Below are 18,351 nucleotides of genomic sequence, written 5' to 3' on the forward strand. Positions count from 1 at the left end.
TGTCTTTTTGTGCTTCTATCAGGCAACTATGCATGAAGGGACTAGGTGACACAAATACGTTTTCCTTTGCCGATTTATACCTATTGGCTATAAATCAAGTCAAAACGCTGTGTCTGTTCCACCGGTCCGCTCTGCAGCCTCTGCCGCTAAGGTGAGGCGATTATAAGTGAGCCGTTCTGCATAGAAATCCTTTAGGCGGGAAAATCACCGAAGGGGCAGCGAGAGGCGCATTTGTGTAGCGCAATGACCACACTGATGGCATTTAGATATCTGAAAAACGCTTCAGCGCTGCGCCGCGTCAAGACGCGGCGCAGCGCTGATGGTCACTAACAACTAGCGCAGGCGGGCTGCGGGACGGCCAGGCGGCGTGGTGCTTGATGACAAAGCGACGATCGCCGCTTCAAACCGGGCGAAGCGCTGGTCGAGCTGCAGCGTCAGGCGGGCGCGCTGGGCGGCCGGCAGGAAGGCGTAGGCGATGCTGGCATACGAGAGGCGCTTGACCTCGGCGTAGTCGGGCCGGTAGCGGCTGGCGAACAGCACATACTCGTGCGACAGATCGTGGCGGGTGACGCCCGCATCGTCGGTGGAAATGACGAAGGGCACGCCGAACTTGCGGTACAGGGTGACGGGATGGTTGTCGTCGCGGATGCCGTTGATGAAGCTGTTGCTGGTCAGATTAATTTCCACCGGCACCTTGGCCGCCTTCATTTTTTGCAGCAAGGCCAGCGCGTTCTTCTCGTGCGCCAGGTCGATGCCGTGGCCGATGCGGTCGGCCAGGGCGATATTGACGGCCTGGTCGATGTGGAATTTCAAGCCTTCCGGCGGCACGTCGCCCAGCGCCAGTTCGCCCGCGTGCAGGGCCACCTTGACGTCCGGATACTGGCGCTTGAGGAAGCGGAACATTTTCATGTGCAGGGCGTAGTCGCGCATCGACACCATCTGGCTTTCCTGGCCGACGATATTGACGCCCACGATCAGCGGGCTTTGCGCCACCGCCTTGAAGCCGGCCACCATCGAGGAGAACACCTGGGACGGTCCCAGCAGGCGCAGCACGTAAGCCTGGTAGCGCATGGTGAATTCGGCGTCGTCGATGCCGGCGGCGGCCGATTCGATCTTCGTCACGTAGTCCTTGACGCTGCCGTTGAAGGCGGCGTCCTGCTCGAGCGCCTGCTGCTGGCGGCGCAGCAGCGCGTCGAAGGCGGCGTCGTCGCCGGCCACCTGCCAGGCGGCGGCGTCGAACTGTTTATCGCCCTTGAACGGCGCCAGCTTGAACATGGTCTCGATGTAACTGACGTTTTCCAGCACGGCGCGCTGCTTGAGCGTCTGCAGGCCCTCGGCGAAGTTGGCGTTCGAGACGGGGCCAAAAAAGCCGAAGGTCTGGAAGAACTGGCGGTCGGGCGGCGGCTGGATGGCGCCGTGGTTGTCGAAATCCTTGCTCGACCACCGTTGCAGCACTTCGCGGTAGGTCTGGTCGTCGGCGTACAGTTCGGCCGACGACAGGCAGTTGCGCTGGGCGGCGGGCAAGGCGCGCTCGGCCTCGATGACGTTCTTGTCGGTCTCGATGCGGTACGTGACCTTGTTCACGCACAGGCCCTGCTTGTCGAGGAAGTCGACGTATTGTTCGGCGTACAGGGCGCCCGAATAATGGTGGTGCAGGTCGCCGCCCTTGGGCATCTGCGCAAAGAACAGGGTCAGCGCCGCTTGCTGCGGCGCCTTGCCGTCGACCAGTTGGGCGAAATAACGGGCGGTGGCCGCCTCGTTCGTGGTCGCGGGTCCCTTGGCGTGGACGGCGCTGGCGGCAAGGCTGGCCACCAGGGCCAGCGCCACGGTGAAAGGCGGTCGAATCTGCATGCGGTGAATCTTTCGTGAAGGTGGAAGGCGGCTGCGTGCCTACTCTATCGCCTTCATGGCGGATTGGCAATGCGCTTACGGCGCTGGCGCCTGCCACTGCACCCGCCCGCCCGAATAGGTGGCGGCGATGGCCCGGTCGTCGCCCAGCAGCGCCAGCGCGAACAGCAATTCCTCGAGGTTGTCGCACTCGTTGGTGCGGCGCGCCAGCAGGGGCGTGGCGGCCGGATCGAGCACGATGAAGTCGGCCTCGGCGCCGATGGCGAAGTTGCCGATGGTGCCTTCGAGCTGCATGGCGCGCGCCGCGCCCAGCGTGGCCAGGTAAAACATGCGCAGCGCCGGCAGGTAGCTGCCCTTCATGCGCGCCACCTTGTAGGCCTCGTTCATCGTCTGCAGCATGCAAAACGACGTGCCCGCGCCCACGTCCGAAGCCAGCGAGAGCAGCACGCCGCGGGCATCGGCGCGCTCGAAGTCGAACAGGCCGCTGCCGAGGAACAGGTTGGAGGTGGGGCAGACGGCCGCCGCCGCACGCGTCTCGGCCATGCGGGCGAAATCGTCGTCATCGAGCCAGATGCAGTGACCATACATGGCGCGCGGGCGCAGCAGGCCGTAGTGGTCGTACACGTCGAGATAGCTGCGCGAGGCGGGGAACAGGGCTTTCACCCAGTTGCATTCGTCGCAGTTTTCCGCCACGTGGGTCTGGATGTAGGTGTCGGGATAGGCGCGCGCCAGTTCGCCCGTCAGCGCCAGCTGCGCCTCGCTGGACGTGGGCGCGAAACGGGGCGTGATGGCGTACTGGGCGCGGCCGCGCTTGTGCCAGCGCTCGATCAGCTCGGCCGAGTCGCGTACGCCGCCCTCGGCGGTGTCGGCCAGGAAGTCGGGGCAATTGCGGTCCATCAGCACCTTGCCAGCCACCATGCGCAAGCCGCGCGCCTGGCTGGCGCTGAAAAACGCGTCCACCGATTGCTTGTGTACGGTGCAGTAAACCATTGCCGTGGTGGTGCCACTGCGCATCAACTGGTCGAGGAAAAACTCGGCCACTTCGGCGCCGTGGGCGGGGTCGCCAAACTGGCGCTCGGTGGGAAAGGTGTAGCTGTTGAGCCACGGCAGCAGGCCCGGCGCCGGCGAGGCGATCATGTCCGTCTGCGGAAAATGGACGTGGGTGTCGATGAAGCCGGGGCAGATGATCTTGCCGCGGTAGTCGACGATCTCGACGCCGTCGGCCAGGGTGGGCGATAGCCGCGCGTAGTCGCCGGCGGCGGCGATGCGGCCATCGGCGACGAGCAGCAGGCCGTCCTCGTGCCAGACATAGGCGTTTTCGGCGAAGGCGGGATCGGCGTGGAAGTGCAGCAGGCTGGCCCGGTAGGCCCGCACGGGGGGCGATAAGGTGGACATCGGGGTCTTTCTGGTCAGTTGGCAGGGCCAGGCTGAGCGATGGTAGTGGATTCAACAGGGAGATGGTCTGCGCTTTGCCAGAGCATCAGCAACTGCGCGGCGACGGCGGCGGCGATCACGGCCGGCTCCTTGCCGTCGATGCCGGGCAGGCCGATCGGGCAGGCCATTGCATCGATGCGCGCGCCATCGAGGCCGCGCTCGCGCAGGCGGTGTTCGAACTGGCGGCGCTTGGTGTGCGAGCCGATCAGGCCGAACCAGCCGACCTGCTGGCACGCCAGGATCGCCATGGCCAGGCGCAGGTCGAGCGCGTGCGAATGGGTCATCACCAGGTAGGAGGCGCCCGCCGGCGCCTGCGCCACCAGGTCTTCGGGGGCGTCGCAGGCTTCGACCTGGACGTTGTCGGGCACCACGGGCGGGAATAGATCGGCGCGCTCGTCGACCCAGCTGACGGTGCATGGCAGGCCGGCCAGCGCGCTGACCAGGGCGGCGCCCACGTGGCCGGCGCCAAACAGCAGCAGGTGCGCGCGCGGCGCGGCGATGCGGTCGACCAGCCAGCGGCCGCCGTCGGCAGCGCGCATCAGGCGGGTGGCGCCGCTGCGCTCGAAGGCCGGCGCGGGGGCGCCGGCCAGCAGCACGCCGTCGGCGTCGTACAGCGCGGCGCCGGCGCCGTCGAGGGCCACCAGGCGCCAGCTGTCCTGGCGGCGGCGCGCCGCCAGTTGCGCCGCGTGGCCGGGCTCGAGCAGTTCGAAGGCCAGGTGGACCACCCCGCCGCAGCACTGGCCCAGGCCGGGGCCCAGGGCAAAGCGCTCGAGATGGCGCTGGCGGCCATCGGCGAGCATGGCGCGGCCCGTCTCGATGGCGCGCAATTCGAGGTGGCCGCCGCCCACCGTGCCGGCCAACGCGTCGGCCGCCACCAGCATGTGGGCGCCAGCCCCGCGCGGCACCGAGCCTTCGCCCTGCGCCACCGTCACCAGCACCACAGGCCGGCTGGCGGCCAGTGTCCACGCCTCGTTCATGGCGCCAGTGCCGCCTCGACGGCATCGATGGCCCGCAGAATTTCTTCGCTGGTGGCGGGGGCGTTCAGGGGTGGGTTGATGCGATGGCCGCCCACGGCCGAGATGGCGTCGCGGATGGCGAAAAACACGGAGAACGGCAGCAGCAGGGGCGGCTCGCCCACCGCCTTGGAACGGTGGATGCTGTCGGTGACGTTGCTGTTCTTGTAGAGCTGGACGCGGAAATCGTCGGGGCAATCGGACACCGCGGGAATCTTGTAGGTCGACGGCGCGTGCGTCATCAGCTTGCCGTCCTCGTTCCACCACAACTGCTCGGTGGTCAGCCAGCCCATGCCCTGGATGAAAGCGCCTTCCACCTGGCCGATGTCGATGGCCGGATTGAGCGACTGGCCGGCGTCGTAGAGCACGTCGGCGCGCGCCAGCTTCCATTCGCCCGTCAAGGTATCGACGACGACTTCGGCCACCGATGCGCCGTAGGCGAAATACGAGAAGGGATTGCCGTTCATGGTTTTCGGGTCCCAGTGCAGGCCGGGGGTGGCGTAGAAGCCGTCCGACCACAACTGCACCCGCGCCAGGTAGGCTTGTTGCACCAGCTCGGCAAAGCGCAACTGCTGGCCGTTGACCTCGACCAGGTCGGCACCGAAGCGCACGGCGTCAACGCTGCCGCCATGCAGGCTGACGGCGAACGCGGCCAGGCGCTCGCGGATGGTGCGCGCGGCCGCCTGCGCCGCCTTGCCATTGAGGTCGGCGCCGGTGGAGGCGGCCGTGGCCGAGGTGTTGGCCACCTTGCCCGTGTTGGTGGCGGTGGCGCGCACGTGCGCCATGTCGACCCCCAGTTCGTGGGCGACGACCTGCATCACCTTGGTGTTGATGCCCTGCCCCATCTCGGTGCCGCCGTGGTTGACCAGGATCGAGCCGTCGACGTACACGTGGACCAGCGCGCCGGCCTGGTTCAGGTGGGTGACGTTGAACGCGATGCCGAACTTGACGGGCGTGAGCGCCAGCCCCTTCTTGAGCACGGGACTGGCGGCATTGAAGGCGGCAATCGCGGCGCGGCGGGCGCGGTAGTCGCTGCTCGCTTCGAGCTGGTCGACCAGCGCGTCGATGACGTTGTCGGCCACCACCTGCCCGTAGGGAGTGACGTTGCGGCCTTCGGCGCCGTAGAAATTGCGGCGGCGGATATCGAGCGGGTCGCGGCCCAGCGTGCGGGCGATTTCATCGATCACGTATTCGATGGCGATGGCGCCCTGCGGCCCGCCGAAGCCCCGGAACGCCGTGTTCGACTGCGTGTTGGTCTTGCCGCAGGCGGCGCGGATGTCGACGTCGGACAAATAATAGGTGTTGTCGAAGTGGCAGACGGCGCGCGTGGCGACGGGGCCGGACAGGTCGGCCGAGTAGCCGGCGCGGGTGACCATGTCGACGCGGGCGGCGAGGATGCGGCCGGTGTCGTCGTAGCCCACCGCATAGTCATAGACAAAGCAGTGGCGCTTGCCGGTGACGAGCATGTCGTCGTCGCGGTCAGCGCGCAGCTTGACGGGGCGCTTGAGCCGGTAAGCGGCGATGGCGGCGGCGGCGCACCACAGGGCCGACTGCGATTCCTTGCCGCCAAAGCCGCCGCCCATGCGGCGGCATTCGACGGTGATGTTGTGCGAGTGCAGGCCCAGCGCGTGCGCCACCACGTGCTGCATTTCGCTGGGGTGCTGGGTCGAGCTATAAACGAGCATGCCCTGGTCTTCGGTGGGAATGGCGTAGGCGATCTGCCCCTCCAGGTAGAACTGCTCCTGGCCGCCCACGCTCAGTTCGCCCTTGACGGCGTGCGGCGCGGCCTCGAAGGCCTGTTGGCAGTCGCCCCGCGCCAGCCGCATCGGCGGCAGCACGAAGGAACCGGCCGCCTTGGCCGCCTGCGGCGTGAGGATCGCCGGCAATTCTTCGTACACGACCTCGGCCAGCCTGGCCGCGCGGCGCGCCTGGTCGTGGCTGTGAGCGACGACGATGAAGATGGGCTGGCCCACATACATGACGACGCCGTCGGCGAAGATCGGATCGTCATGGATGATGGGGCCGCAGTCGTTCAGGCCGGGGATGTCGGCCACCGCGAACACGCCCACCACGCCGGGTGCGGCGCGCACGCCGGCCAGGTCGATGGCGACGATGCGCGCATGCGCCTTGTTCGATAAGCCCAGCGCGCCGTGCAAGGTGCCCTGCACCTGGGCGATGTCATCGGTGTAGGTGGCCTGGCCCAGCACGTGCAGCTGGGCCGACTCGTGCGCGCGGGCGACGCCGACGGCGCGCCACGGCGCGGCCAGCGATGCTGCGCCGCCGTCGTTGATGGCGTCGTTCATGGCGTCGTTCATGCCGTCGTTCATGCCGTCGTTCATGCCGTCACCCCGTGCTTGAATGCGTTGACGTCGCCCGGCGCCAGCGCGTCGTCATGCCGGGTTTCGTACCAGAAGCGGCGCAGCAGGTTTTGCGCCGCCTTCATGCGGTAGGCGGCCGAGGCGCGCATGTCCGACAGGGGGGCGTAGTCGTCGGCCAGCAGCGCCATCGCCCCCTTGACGGTGTCTTCGTTCCAGGCGCGGCCCGCCAAAAACGCCTCGGTCAGGCTGGCCCGGCGCGGCGTGGCCGCCATGCCGCCGAAAGCGATGCGGGCGCCGGCGATGCGTTCGCCGTCGAACTCGAAGGCGAACGCGGCGCACACGGCGGAGATGTCCTGGTCGAAGCGCTTGGCCAGCTTATAGGTACGGAACTGGCGGCGCCGGGACCCGTCGGCCGCCTCGGCCTGCGGCAGCGGCACCTGCACGGCCTGGACGAACTCGCCCGGCTGCAAATCCTTTTTTTGGTAGCCCAGGTAAAAATCTTCCAGCGGCATGCTGCGCTCGCCCTGCGCGCTGCGCAGTACCAGCCGGGCGCCGACGGCGATCAGCCACGGCATCGAGTCGCCGATGGGCGAGCCGTTGGCGACGTTGCCGCCGAAAGTGCCAGCCTGGCGGATCGGCAGCGAAGCGAAGCGCTGCCACATGTCCTGCAACTGGCCCGGATAGTGGCGGCACAGCGCGGCGTAAGCGTCTTCCAGGCTGGCGCCGGCGCCAATGGTGAGCTGGCCGGCGTCCTCGGCGATGGTTTTGAGGGCGTCGATGTGGCCCAGATAGATGATGTCGCCCAGCGTGCGCAGCTGCTTGGTGACCCAAAGGCCGATGTCGGTGGAGCCGGCCAGCAGCAGCGCGGCCGGGTGGGCGGCGCGCACGGCGACGAGTTCGTCGAGCGTGCGCGGGGCAAAAAAGTGCACGCCGGCGGCCTCGTAGACGGCCATCGATGGCCGCTTGAGCGCTTCCAGCCGGGCGACCAGGGCGGCGCGGTCGAACTGCACCGGCGGCAGTTCGCCCATCCGGTAGGCCGCCTCGATGATGGGGCGGTAGCCGGTGCAGCGGCACAGATTGCCCGACAAGGCGTCGTCGACCTGGCAGCGGGTCGGCTGGCGCCCCTCCTGTTTCAGGTACATGCCCCACAGCGACATGACGAAGCCGGGCGTGCAAAAACCGCACTGGGAACCATGGCATTCGACCAGCGCCTGCTGCACGGGGTGCAGGGCGCCATCGGCCGCGGCCACGTCTTCCACCGAGAACAGGGCCTTGCCGTCGAGGGTGGGCAGGAACTGGATGCAGGCGTTGACCGCCTTCATGGTCAAGCTGCCATGTTCGAGCGAGCCGACCACCACCGTGCAGGCGCCGCAATCGCCCTCGGCGCAGCCTTCCTTGGTGCCCGTGCAGTGCAAATCCTCGCGCAAATGCTGCAGCACGGTGCGCGTGGGCGCCGCATCGCGCACTTCGTGCACGGCGCCCTGGTAATAGAAACGGATCGGATCTGACATGCTGGCCTCGGTGTTATCCCAGCCTGGAAGCGTACCACCGGCCAGACCCGCTATTATATGAAATCGCTGATGTGAGTTATATCAAACTTTGCATAAGCGAAGGACCCTCGCCGGCCCTCACGGCGCCGGGTGCACTGCCTGCCAGTGGCGGGCAATATCGATTCGCCGGGCCACCCATACGTGCTCGTGCGACTGCACGTAGTCGAGAAAGCGCGCCAGCGCCGCCGTACGGCCGGGCCGGCCGGCGATGCGGCAATGCAGGCCGATCGACAGCATTTTCGGCCGATCGAGACCGCGCGGATCGCCTTCCGCGTACAGGGTGTCGAAGGCATCCTTGAGGTAATCGAAGAACTGCGTGCCCGAATTAAAACCCTGCATGGCGGCAAAGCGCATGTCGTTGGTATCGAGCGTGTAGGGCACCACCAGGTGCGCGTGGGTGGCGCCGTCAGCCGTGGTGACGCGGTCCCAGAACGGCAGGTCGTCGCCGTAATGGTCGGCGTCATACACAAAGCCGCCCTGTTCGACCACCAGCTGGCGCGTGTTGGGCGAATCGCGCCCCGTATACCACCCCAGCGGCGCCTCGCCCGTCAGTTCGCGCATGATCCGCACCGCTTCCTGCAGGTGGGCCCGTTCGGTGTCGATGTCGACGTTCTGGTAGGAAATCCACTTCAGGCCGTGGCAGGCAATTTCGTGGCCCAGTTGGCGAAACGCCGCCACCGCCTCGGGGTTGCGCTTCAAGGCCATGGCCACGCCGAACACCGTCAGCGGCAGCTTGCGCGCTTCGAACAGGCGCAGCAGGCGCCACAGTCCCGCCCGCGAACCGTATTCGTACAGCGACTCCATGCTCATGTGGCGCATGGGAAAGGCCTGGGCGCCGATTATCTCCGACAAGAACGTTTCCGACGCGGGGTCGCCATGCAGCACATTGTTTTCGCCCCCCTCTTCGTAGTTGAGCACGAATTGCAGGGCAATGCGGGCCTGGCCGGGCCAGCGCGCATGGGGCGGCGTGGGGCCGTAGCCGATCAGGTCGCGCGGATAGTTGTCGTAAGTGCTCATGATTCGTTCGAAAAAGTGATCGGTGCGCCATCATATAATGTTCGCAGGCAGGATCGCCATCCCACAACCACGACAGGAAACTCCCATGGGCAAACTCAGCACCCACGTTCTCGACACCACCCGCGGCAAGCCCGGCGCGGGCGTGCGCCTCGAGTTGTACGCCATCAGCCCCAGCGAGCGGCGCCTGCTCAAGGTCGATGTCACCAATGACGACGGGCGCTGCGCCACCCCCCTGCTCGAGGGCGACACCATGCGCGCCGGGCAGTATGAACTGGTGTTCGCCGCCGGCGACTACTTTGCCGCCTGCGGCGTCGAACTGCCCTCGCCCCGCTTTGTCGACAAGGTCACGCTGGCCTTCGGCATTGCCGACGCCAGCGAAAATTACCATGTGCCACTGGTGGTGACGCCGTGGTCGTACTCGACCTACCGGGGCAGTTGAAGCAGGGCCATCGGCGCAGGCCGGTGGCATCTTTTCGGGGCGCGCGGCACCGCTGGCTGGACAAACCGAAGCGCTGTTAACGCACTGTCAGGGTTTTCGCAAAAAATGTCCCATCACTACAACAAGTAAATAATTTATTACGCCTTTTAGTTTTTATACGGCAAGCATTTTATTGCCATAGTGCAATGCTGTCGTACACTAGTGGCATGTACTAACAGTTATCCGATGCCCCGATAACTGCCCGCTTTTCCCTCCCCCATTCCGTGTATTTTTTAATGTTGCTTCACGCTACAGGTACCCCCATGACCAAACGCTTTATCGCCCCCCTTCTCGTGCCCCTGCTCGCCCTGCCGCTGGCACTGTCCAGCGCCCATGCGCAGGACAATTTTTCCTTACCGGCAGTTAAAATCAGCGGCTTCGGCACCCTGGCCGCCACCCAGACCAGCAGCGACGCCGCCCAGTTCGTGCGGCCCAACCAGAGTAGCGGCGCCACCCACACGGCGCGCACGGGAGTCGACTCGAATTTCGGCGTGCAGGCGAACACCGAGCTCAACAGCTGGCTGTCGGCCACCGCGCAGGGGCTGGTGCGCAAGGATGCCGAAGACGACTTCGGCGCCGAACTGGCGTGGGCCTTCTTGAAAGCCAAAGTCAACGACAAACTGTCGCTGCGGGTCGGCCGCATGGGCATGCCCGTGTTCCTGATTTCCGATTATCGCAATGTAGGCTATGCCAACACCATGTTGCGCCCGCCTGCCGAGGTGTATACCCAGGTACTACTAGGCAACATCGACGGCATCGACGCCACCTGGCAACAGAGCCTGGGCGACACCAACGTGTCTGCCCTGCTGGCCTTCGGTCGCATCCACAAGCCGATCGCGGCCAGCAACGCCACCGTGCATCTCGACGGCACCAGCCTGGTCGCCCTCAACCTGGTGGCCGAGCATGGCCCGTTCACGCTGCGCTTCGGCCGCGTCGATGGCAAGCTGACACTCAATGATTCACCGACCCTCAACGCCCTGCTGGCCGGCCTGCGCGCCAGTGGCGCCGGCTACCAGCTGGCGCCGCTGGCCGATGCGCTGGCAGTGAACAAGAAAAAAGCCTCGTTCACCTCGGTCGGCCTGGCGCTGGACTGGAACAACATCGTGCTGCAGTCCGAGTACGCGCGCCGCAAGACGGACAGCTACATCAACAACACCAACTCCTGGTACACCATGGCCGGCTACCGGATCGGCAAATTCCTGCCGTACTACAACCATGCGGAAACCAAATCGACGGGCCACGTGGCCAACACGGTGCCATCGGTCTGCCCAGCCGGCTCCCCGCTCGCCTGCGCAGCCACCGTGCGCGTGCTGTCGGCCGGCGTCGACACCCTGTCCGCCGCCCAGAACCAGTCCACCGACACCATTGGCGTGCGCTGGGATTTGTATCGTTCGATGGCCCTGAAAGTGCAGATCGACCGGGTGCGGCCGAAGGATGGCGCGGGCCTGCTGATCAAGGCGCAGCCCGGCTTCGAAGGTCCTATCACCGTCGGCGCCGTCGCCCTCGATTTCGTATTTTAAGGAACTTTCATGACGACCCTGATCAAAACCGTATTGTCCAGCCTGCTGGTACTGTCCGCCGTTCCCGCCTTCGCCGAAGTGGTGGCCGTGGTGGGCGCAAAAAGCCCCGCCGCCAGCATGAGCAACGAGCAAGTGGCCCAGTTTTTTCTCGGCAAATCGACCACGATGACGCCCATCGACCAGCCCGACGGCAACTCCGTGCGCAACGAGTTCTACAAGAAAGTGGCGGACAAGGACGCCTCGCAGGCCAAGGCGCTGTGGTCCAAGCTGGTGTTTACCGGCAAGGCGACGCCACCGAAGGAAGTCGCCTCCAGCGCCGACGTCAAGAAAGCCGTGGCGGCCGATCCGAAAGCCATCGGCTATCTGGAGAAAAGCGCCGTCGATGCCACCGTTAAAGTCGTTTTGACGGCGCCGTAAGCAGCCGCAGCCGCGTCCCCCTGCAGCAGCGGGGCGCGGCCGCTTCCCCCCTCTCTCATCAGGAACACGATGAACATCAAATACAGGATTTGGGCCTTACCGGTTATTTCGACCATCATTTTCGGCCTGGGCATCGCCGCCAGCGCGTACATCGCCACCGGCGCCCTGCACTCCATCCGCACCACCGAACAGACCGACTACCCAGTCCTTGACCTCATCAAGTCGACCACCCTCGACGTCGGCGCCGTCGCCGATGCCCTGCGCGATGCCGTCACCGAAGGCGACAAGAGCCGCGTCACCGCCGTCGGCGAGCAGGCAGGCAAGCTGCGCGCCAAGCTGCGCCAGCTGGGCGCGCTGGACGGCCAGGCCGCCACCGCCGCCCGCCTGCAAACCGAATTCGACGCCTATTACGCCCCCGCCCTGTCGGCGGCAAAGATCATGCTGGACATGGAACAGGGCGATCCGCAAGCGACCGTGGCGCGCATGCAAAGCACGCTGGCCGTGTTGAACACCGATCTGACCAAGACCAATGCGGCCGCCGCCGCCCAGTTCAAGGACGGCATCGCCCGCAGCGAAACGAGCGTGAAAAATGTCGTCACCGCCATGGTACTGGCGGCCCTGATCGTGGTCGCCAGCCTGGCACTGGTGTCATATTTCGTGGTGCGCGCCATCTGGCAGCAACTGGGCGGCGAACCGGAGTACGCGCGCCAGATCGCCCGCGCCGTCGCCGATGGCGACCTGTCGATGGACATCGTCACCGACGCCAACGACAGCAGCAGCCTGCTGGCAGCCCTGCGCGATATGCGCGTCAAGCTGGCCAACATGATGGGCGACATCAAGGTGTCGGCCGATACCATCCAGACCGCCAGCGCCGAAATCGCCTCCGGCAACGCCGACCTGGCCAGCCGCACCGAATCGCAGGCAGGCAGCCTCGACCAGACCAGCCGCGCCATGGACAAGCTCACCGGCACCGTGCGCCAGAACGCCAGCAACGCCAGCAACGCCAACGAGCTCGTGCAGGATGCCTCGAACATCGCCACCCGCGGCGGCCAGGTGGTCTCGGGCGTCGTCACCACCATGGGCGACATCCACAGTTCGGCCAAGAAAATCGTCGACATCATCGCCGTCATCGACGGCATCGCCTTCCAGACCAATATCCTGGCGCTCAATGCCGCCGTGGAAGCGGCCCGCGCCGGTGAGCAGGGCCGCGGTTTCGCCGTCGTCGCCTCCGAGGTACGCAACCTGGCGCAACGCTCGGCCAGCGCCGCCAGAGAAATCAAGGAACTGATCGGCGACTCCGTGGCCAAGGTCGATGCGGGCGCCATCCTCGTCGGTGAAGCGGGCAGCACCATGGGGCAGATCGTCGCCTCGGTAAAAAAAGTGGCCGACATCATGCTCGAGATCAGCGCCGCCAGCCAGGAACAGAATGCCGGCATCGAGTACATCGGCCGCGCCATCGTCAGCATGGACGAGATGACCCAGCAAAACTCGGCGCTGGTGGAACAAGCGTCGGCCGCCTCCGAATCGCTGTCGGAACAGACCAGCCAGCTGTCGGCCGCGCTGGCCGTGTTCAAACTGCGCGACGTGGCGCCTAAGCCGCGCCTGGTACTACGCTAAGCAGCACCAGCCGTTCACCTTGGGCAAATGTTTAATTAGATATGATAATTGAAATGTTTTACGCCACTTGTTTCCAAATTACAACGAAATCAAGGGGGAATATTGTCGCCAATTTAAGGCGCGCATTTATTTCCTTGCGGCATCCCTCGGCGATTTCTACAATTGCATTAAAGCACTAACGATCGCCCCAAGCCTTGGTGACCGTTCCCACTCTGTCCCCACAGATTTTTCAATTGTTAGCCATCGCTACGGGTACTCCTATGAATAAACGTTTGATCGCCACTCTCCTGACACTGCCGCTGGCCGTGTCGAGCGCCTATGCGCAGGACAGTTTTTCCTTACCGGCAGTAAAAATCAGCGGCTTCGGCACCCTGGCCGCCACCCAGACCAGCAGCGACGCCGCCCAGTTCGTGCGGCCCAACCAGAGCGCCGGCGCGACCCATACTGCGCGCACGGGGGTCGATTCGAATTTCGGCGTGCAGGCGAACACCGAGATCAACAGCTGGCTGTCGGCCACCGCGCAGGGGCTGGTGCGCAAGGACGCCGAAGACGACTTCGGCGCCGAGCTGGCCTGGGCCTTCCTGAAAGGCAAAGTCAACGACAATCTGTCGGTGCGGGTCGGCCGCATGGGCTTGCCCGTGTTTATGATTTCGGATTACCGCAATGTCGGCTACGCCAACACCATGTTGCGCCCGCCGGCCGAGGTGTACACCCAGGTGCCGATGAACAGCATCGACGGTATTGACGCCACCTGGCAACAAAGCTTCGGCGACACCAGCGTGTCGGCCCAGCTGGCCTTTGGCCGTACCAAGAACCCCATTTCCACCAGCACCGCCGCCCTGGTCCACATCGAAGCGACCAGCGTCACCGCCATCAACCTGGTGGCCGAACACGGTCCGCTGACCTTGCGCATGGGCCGTGCCGACGGCACGCTCACCGTCAACGATTCCACTTCGCTCAACACCCTGCTGGGCGGCCTGCGCGCCACCGGCGCCGGTTACAGCCTGGCCACCCTGGCACCGCTGGCCGATGCGCTGGCCCTGAACAAGAAGAGAGCCTCGTTCACCTCGGTCGGCCTGGCACTGGACTGGAACAACATCGTGCTGCAGTCCGAGTATGCGCGCCGCAAGACCGACAGCTATGTCAACGGCACCAATTCCTGGTACACCATGGCCGGCTACCGGATCGGCAAATTCCTGCCCTACTACAATCACTCGGAAGCGAAGACGGTCAGCCGCGTGGCCAACACCGTGCCGGCGGCCTGCCCGACCGGTTATCCGGTCGCCTGCACGCCCACCCTGCGCGCCCTGTCGGCGGGCGTGGAGAGCTTGTCGGCCCCGGCCAACCAGAGCACCGACACGATCGGCGTGCGCTGGGATTTGTACCGCTCGATGGCCCTGAAAGTGCAGATCGACCGGGTCCGGCCGAAGGATGGCGCGGGCCTGCTGATGAAGGCGCAGCCAGGCTTTAGCGGTCCCGTCACCGTCGGCGCCGTCGCCCTCGACTTCGTCTTCTAAGGAGCATTCATGACGACCCTGATCAAAACCGTTGTGTCCGCCCTGTTGACGCTGTCCGCCGTACCCGCCTTCGCTGAAGTGGTGGCCGTGGTGGGCGCAAAAAGCCCCGCCGCCAGCATGAGCAACGAGCAAGTGGCCCAGTTCTTTCTCGGCAAATCGACCACGATGACGCCCATCGACCAGCCCGACGGCAACCCCGTGCGCAACGAGTTCTACAAGAAAGTGGCGGACAAGGACGCCTCGCAGGCCAAGGCCCTGTGGTCCAAGCTGGTGTTTACCGGCAAGGCAACGCCACCGAAGGAAGTCGCCTCCAGCGCTGACGTCAAGAAAGCCGTGGCGGCCGATCCGAAAGCCATCGGCTATATCGAGAAAAGCGCTGTCGATGCCACCGTCAAAGTCGTTTTGACGGCGCCGTAAGCACGGCGCGCATCCTTTCCGTTGCAATCGAGGCCCGCCATGCGTTGGCATAGCGCGGCGGGCCCGTCCACTATCAGGAACACGATGAACATCAAGCACAGGATTTGGGCGTTACCGGTCATTTCGACGATCATTTTCGGCCTGGGCATCGCCGCCAGCGCGTACATCGCCACCGGCGCCCTGCACTCCATCCGCACCACCGAACAGACCGACTACCCCGTCCTTGACCTCATCAAGTCGACCACCCTCGACGTCGGCGCCGTCGCCGATGCCCTGCGCGACGCCGTCACCGAAGGCGACAAGAGCCGCGTCGCCGCCGTCGGCGAGCAGGCAGGCAAGCTGCGCGCCAAGCTGCGCCAGTTGGGCGCGCTGGACGGCCAGGCCGCCACCGCCGCCCGCCTGCAAACCGAATTCGACGCCTATTACGCCCCCGCCCTGTCGGCGGCAAAGATCATGCTGGAAATGGAACAGGGCGATCCGCAAGCGACCGTGGCGCGCATGCAAAGCACGCTGGCCGTGTTGAACGCCGATCTGACCAAGACCAATGCGGCCGCCGCCGCCCAGTTCAAGGCCGGCATCGCCCACAGCGAGACGAGCGTGAAAAATGTCGTCACCGCGATGGTGCTGGCCGCGCTGATCGTGGTGGCCTCTTTGGCCGTGATCTCCTGGTTTGTCGTGCGCGCCATCTGGCAGCAACTGGGCGGCGAACCGGAGTACGCGCGCCAGATCGCCCGCGCCGTCGCCGATGGCGACCTGTCGATGGACATCGTCACCGACGCCAACGACAGCAGCAGCCTGCTGGCAGCCCTGCGCGATATGCGCGTCAAGCTGGCCAACATGATGGGCGACATCAAGGTGTCGGCCGATACCATCCAGACCGCCAGCGCCGAAATCGCCTCCGGCAATGCCGACCTGGCCAGCCGCACCGAATCGCAGGCTGGCAGCCTCGACCAGACCAGCCGCGCCATGGACAAGCTCACCGGCACCGTGCGCCAGAACGCCAGCAACGCCAGCAACGCCAACGAGCTCGTGCAGGATGCCTCGAACATCGCCACCCGCGGCGGCCAGGTAGTCTCTGGCGTCGTCACCACCATGGGCGACATCCACAGTTCGGCCAAGAAAATCGTCGACATCATCGCCGTCATCGACGGCATCGCCTTCCAGACCAATATCCTGGCGCTCAATGCCGCCGTGGAAGCGGCCCGCGCCGGTGAGCAGGGCCGCGGTTTCGCCGTCGTCGCCTCCGAGGTACGCAACCTGGCGCAACGCTCGGCCAGCGCCGCCAGGGAAATCAAGGAACTGATCGGCGACTCCGTGGCCAAGGTCGATGCGGGCGCCATCCTCGTCGGTGAAGCGGGCACCACCATGGGGCAGATCGTCGCCTCGGTGAAAAAAGTGGCCGACATCATGCTCGAGATCAGCGCCGCCAGCCAGGAACAGAATGCCGGCATCGAGTACATCGGCCGCGCCATCGTCAGCATGGACGAGATGACCCAGCAAAACTCGGCGCTGGTGGAAGAAGCGTCGGCCGCCTCCGAATCGCTGTCGGAACAGACCAGCCAGCTGTCGGCCGCGCTGGCCGTGTTCAAACTGAGCGACGTGGCGCCAGCCGGCAGGCTGGCCCTGCGCTGAACTGCGTTGCCCTGCGGGCGCCCTGCGCCCGCAGGGGCGCGGGCGGCGCAGTTTGAATTCTTGCAAGATAAGCGCGAGTCCCTTAGAATCAATCGCTCTGCGGCAGGGTTGCTACGCCGCGCTTCCTGCGATGCCACCGTGCTTCGCCATACCATGTCAGTTAGTACTACCCCGTGAACAGCGTCCCCCTCTGGGCGCTCGTGCTCACTCTTGCCGTGCTGATCCTGTGCTCGGCTTTTTTCGCCATGGCCGAGACGGCGCTGATGGCGGCCAACAAACACCGGCTGCGCCTGCTCGCCAAGCGGGGTCACCGGGGCGCCATCACCACCCTGTGGCTGCTCGAGCGTACCGACAAGCTGCTCTCGCTGGTGCTCATCGCCAACACCCTGCTCAATGCCATGGCCACTGCCCTGGTGGCAGCGCTGGCCATCCTGTTGTTCGGCCACGAAGAGACCGTGTTGAGCATCGCCACCGCGGTGGTGGCCTTCCTGCTGATCGTGTTCGCCGAAATTTCGCCGAAAATCATCGGCGCGACCTATCCCGAGCGCATCGCGCTGGCCTCGAGTGGCGTGCTGCGCGTGCTGATGACGGCGGCCAAGCCGGTCATCTGGTTCGTCAACCTGTTCGTCGGCGTGGTCTTGAAAGTGCTGCGCATTCGCCGGGGCCACGACCTGCACCAGCACCGCGTGTCGCCGGAAGAGTTGCGCTCGATCGTACTCGAAGGCGGCAATTTCATTCCGCAAAAGCACAAGAGCATCCTGCTCAACCTGTTCGATCTGGAAACCATTTCCGTCGAAGACATCATGACCCCCCGTGCCCAGATGGAGGCGCTGAACCTGGCCCTGGGCGTCGACGAACTCAAGCACGAACTGACCACCTGCTACCACAACAAGCTGCCCGTCTATGAAGGCGAAATCAACCAGATCGTCGGCATCTTGCATGTGCGCAAAGCGGTGGCGCTGCTTAATCAGACCGACGCACTGACCATCGACCATTTCCGCGAACTGCTCACCCCCGCCTACTTCATTCCGCAAGACACGGGGGTGTTCACCCAGCTCCAGTATTTCCAGGAAAACAAGGAGCGCCTGGGCATCATCGTCGACGAGTACGGCGAGGTGCAGGGCCTGGTCACGCTCGACGACATCATCGAGGAAATGATCGGCGAATTCACCACCTCGGTGCCGGGCGCCGCCCGCAGCGACAGTTTTAATTGGGACAGCGAGGGCGAATGCCTGCTGGAAGGCTCGACGCCCTTGCGCGATATCAACAAGCGCCTGGGCCTGGCCTTCCCCCTGGACGGCCCGAAAACGCTCAACGGCCTGATGCTCGAACAGTTACAGGAGATCCCCGATTCGCCCATCAGCCTGAAAGTGGCCAACTGCGTCATCGAAGTCATCCAGGTGCATGATCAAGCAATCAAGGTTATCAAACTGAAACGGCCACTGCCCCACAAACGCTTGGCGTAATTACCACAACCCATGTCATGGCGCTATCACTACGTGGTAAGCGCGCCTCGTTTTACTGCAAAGGCTTTACAATAATGATGCCCAGCGGCATCATTCATCACAGCTTC

The 18,351-nt window shown here is 65.0% G+C and carries 14 protein-coding genes; 8 read left to right on the top strand and 6 right to left on the bottom strand.

Going from position 1 to position 18,351, the window contains the following annotated elements:
• Positions 1-333 precede the first annotated feature (333 nt).
• From ACP7EY_RS16945 to puuE, 6 genes are all read right to left on the bottom strand, one after another.
• Positions 334-1,851: an adenosine deaminase gene (locus ACP7EY_RS16945; RefSeq protein WP_426195635.1), complete on the bottom strand. Its 1,518-nt coding sequence runs from the start codon at positions 1,849-1,851 to the stop codon at positions 334-336.
• A gap of 75 nt (positions 1,852-1,926) precedes the next feature.
• Complete coding sequence (guaD, locus tag ACP7EY_RS16950; RefSeq protein ID WP_426195637.1) at positions 1,927-3,243, bottom strand: guanine deaminase; 1,317 nt, start codon at positions 3,241-3,243, stop codon at positions 1,927-1,929.
• Between the two features lie 14 nt (positions 3,244-3,257).
• Positions 3,258-4,259, bottom strand: coding sequence for a xanthine dehydrogenase accessory protein XdhC (gene xdhC, locus ACP7EY_RS16955; protein WP_426195639.1), 1,002 nt, complete (start codon positions 4,257-4,259; stop codon positions 3,258-3,260).
• The gene (xdhB, locus tag ACP7EY_RS16960) at positions 4,256-6,598 is read right to left on the bottom strand and encodes a xanthine dehydrogenase molybdopterin binding subunit (protein ID WP_426195772.1); all 2,343 of its coding nucleotides are present in this window, start codon (positions 6,596-6,598) and stop codon (positions 4,256-4,258) included. The genes xdhC and xdhB overlap by 4 nt, the downstream gene beginning before the upstream one ends.
• A gap of 32 nt (positions 6,599-6,630) precedes the next feature.
• Entirely contained in the window at positions 6,631-8,124 is a 1,494-nt protein-coding gene (gene xdhA / locus ACP7EY_RS16965) for a xanthine dehydrogenase small subunit (RefSeq protein ID WP_426195641.1), read from the bottom strand.
• A gap of 117 nt (positions 8,125-8,241) precedes the next feature.
• Positions 8,242-9,180, bottom strand: a complete 939-nt coding sequence (gene puuE, locus ACP7EY_RS16970) for an allantoinase PuuE (protein WP_426195643.1) — start codon at positions 9,178-9,180, stop codon at positions 8,242-8,244.
• Positions 9,181-9,265: 85 nt separating this feature from the next.
• On the opposite strand from puuE, the gene uraH reads away from it, so the two are divergent.
• The 8 genes from uraH to ACP7EY_RS17010 all read left to right on the top strand — a co-directional run bounded on the left by uraH (position 9,266) and on the right by ACP7EY_RS17010 (position 18,244).
• A complete protein-coding gene (gene uraH / locus ACP7EY_RS16975) occupies positions 9,266-9,619 on the top strand; it encodes a hydroxyisourate hydrolase (RefSeq protein WP_426195645.1) in 354 nt (117 codons plus the stop codon).
• A 302-nt stretch (positions 9,620-9,921) separates the two neighbouring features.
• The gene (locus tag ACP7EY_RS16980; RefSeq protein WP_426195647.1) at positions 9,922-11,178 is read left to right on the top strand and encodes a hypothetical protein; all 1,257 of its coding nucleotides are present in this window, start codon (positions 9,922-9,924) and stop codon (positions 11,176-11,178) included.
• Between the two features lie 9 nt (positions 11,179-11,187).
• The gene (locus ACP7EY_RS16985) at positions 11,188-11,595 is read left to right on the top strand and encodes a hypothetical protein (RefSeq protein WP_426195649.1); all 408 of its coding nucleotides are present in this window, start codon (positions 11,188-11,190) and stop codon (positions 11,593-11,595) included.
• A gap of 69 nt (positions 11,596-11,664) precedes the next feature.
• Positions 11,665-13,212 carry a methyl-accepting chemotaxis protein gene (locus ACP7EY_RS16990; protein WP_426195651.1) on the top strand — a complete coding sequence of 516 codons (1,548 nt, stop codon included), beginning with the start codon at positions 11,665-11,667 and terminating at the stop codon, positions 13,210-13,212.
• Positions 13,213-13,472: 260 nt separating this feature from the next.
• Positions 13,473-14,729, top strand: coding sequence for a hypothetical protein (locus ACP7EY_RS16995; RefSeq protein ID WP_426195653.1), 1,257 nt, complete (start codon positions 13,473-13,475; stop codon positions 14,727-14,729).
• A gap of 9 nt (positions 14,730-14,738) precedes the next feature.
• Complete coding sequence (locus ACP7EY_RS17000; RefSeq protein WP_426195655.1) at positions 14,739-15,146, top strand: hypothetical protein; 408 nt, start codon at positions 14,739-14,741, stop codon at positions 15,144-15,146.
• Between the two features lie 84 nt (positions 15,147-15,230).
• A complete protein-coding gene (locus ACP7EY_RS17005; protein WP_426195657.1) occupies positions 15,231-16,778 on the top strand; it encodes a methyl-accepting chemotaxis protein in 1,548 nt (515 codons plus the stop codon).
• Positions 16,779-16,951: 173 nt separating this feature from the next.
• Positions 16,952-18,244: an HlyC/CorC family transporter gene (locus tag ACP7EY_RS17010; protein ID WP_426195659.1), complete on the top strand. Its 1,293-nt coding sequence runs from the start codon at positions 16,952-16,954 to the stop codon at positions 18,242-18,244.
• Positions 18,245-18,351: the final 107 nt, after the last annotated feature.

This window comes from Massilia sp. DWR3-1-1 (genome assembly GCF_049898325.1).
Lineage (GTDB): Bacteria > Pseudomonadota > Gammaproteobacteria > Burkholderiales > Burkholderiaceae_D > JAFCUW01.

Bases quoted from the DNA above. Each gene is read 5' to 3' on its own strand.
- ACP7EY_RS16985 (WP_426195649.1), top strand. From the start codon at position 11,188: ATGACGACCCTGATCAAAACCGTATTGTCCAGCCTGCTGGTACTGTCC.
- ACP7EY_RS16990 (WP_426195651.1), top strand. From the start codon at position 11,665: ATGAACATCAAATACAGGATTTGGGCCTTACCGGTTATTTCGACCATC.
- puuE (WP_426195643.1), bottom strand. From the start codon at position 9,180: ATGAGCACTTACGACAACTATCCGCGCGACCTGATCGGCTACGGCCCC.
- uraH (WP_426195645.1), top strand. From the start codon at position 9,266: ATGGGCAAACTCAGCACCCACGTTCTCGACACCACCCGCGGCAAGCCC.
- xdhB (WP_426195772.1), bottom strand. From the start codon at position 6,598: ATGAACGACGCCATCAACGACGGCGGCGCAGCATCGCTGGCCGCGCCG.
- xdhC (WP_426195639.1), bottom strand. From the start codon at position 4,259: ATGAACGAGGCGTGGACACTGGCCGCCAGCCGGCCTGTGGTGCTGGTG.
- ACP7EY_RS16945 (WP_426195635.1), bottom strand. From the start codon at position 1,851: ATGCAGATTCGACCGCCTTTCACCGTGGCGCTGGCCCTGGTGGCCAGC.
- ACP7EY_RS16980 (WP_426195647.1), top strand. From the start codon at position 9,922: ATGACCAAACGCTTTATCGCCCCCCTTCTCGTGCCCCTGCTCGCCCTG.
- xdhA (WP_426195641.1), bottom strand. From the start codon at position 8,124: ATGTCAGATCCGATCCGTTTCTATTACCAGGGCGCCGTGCACGAAGTG.
- ACP7EY_RS16995 (WP_426195653.1), top strand. From the start codon at position 13,473: ATGAATAAACGTTTGATCGCCACTCTCCTGACACTGCCGCTGGCCGTG.
- ACP7EY_RS17005 (WP_426195657.1), top strand. From the start codon at position 15,231: ATGAACATCAAGCACAGGATTTGGGCGTTACCGGTCATTTCGACGATC.
- ACP7EY_RS17000 (WP_426195655.1), top strand. From the start codon at position 14,739: ATGACGACCCTGATCAAAACCGTTGTGTCCGCCCTGTTGACGCTGTCC.
- guaD (WP_426195637.1), bottom strand. From the start codon at position 3,243: ATGTCCACCTTATCGCCCCCCGTGCGGGCCTACCGGGCCAGCCTGCTG.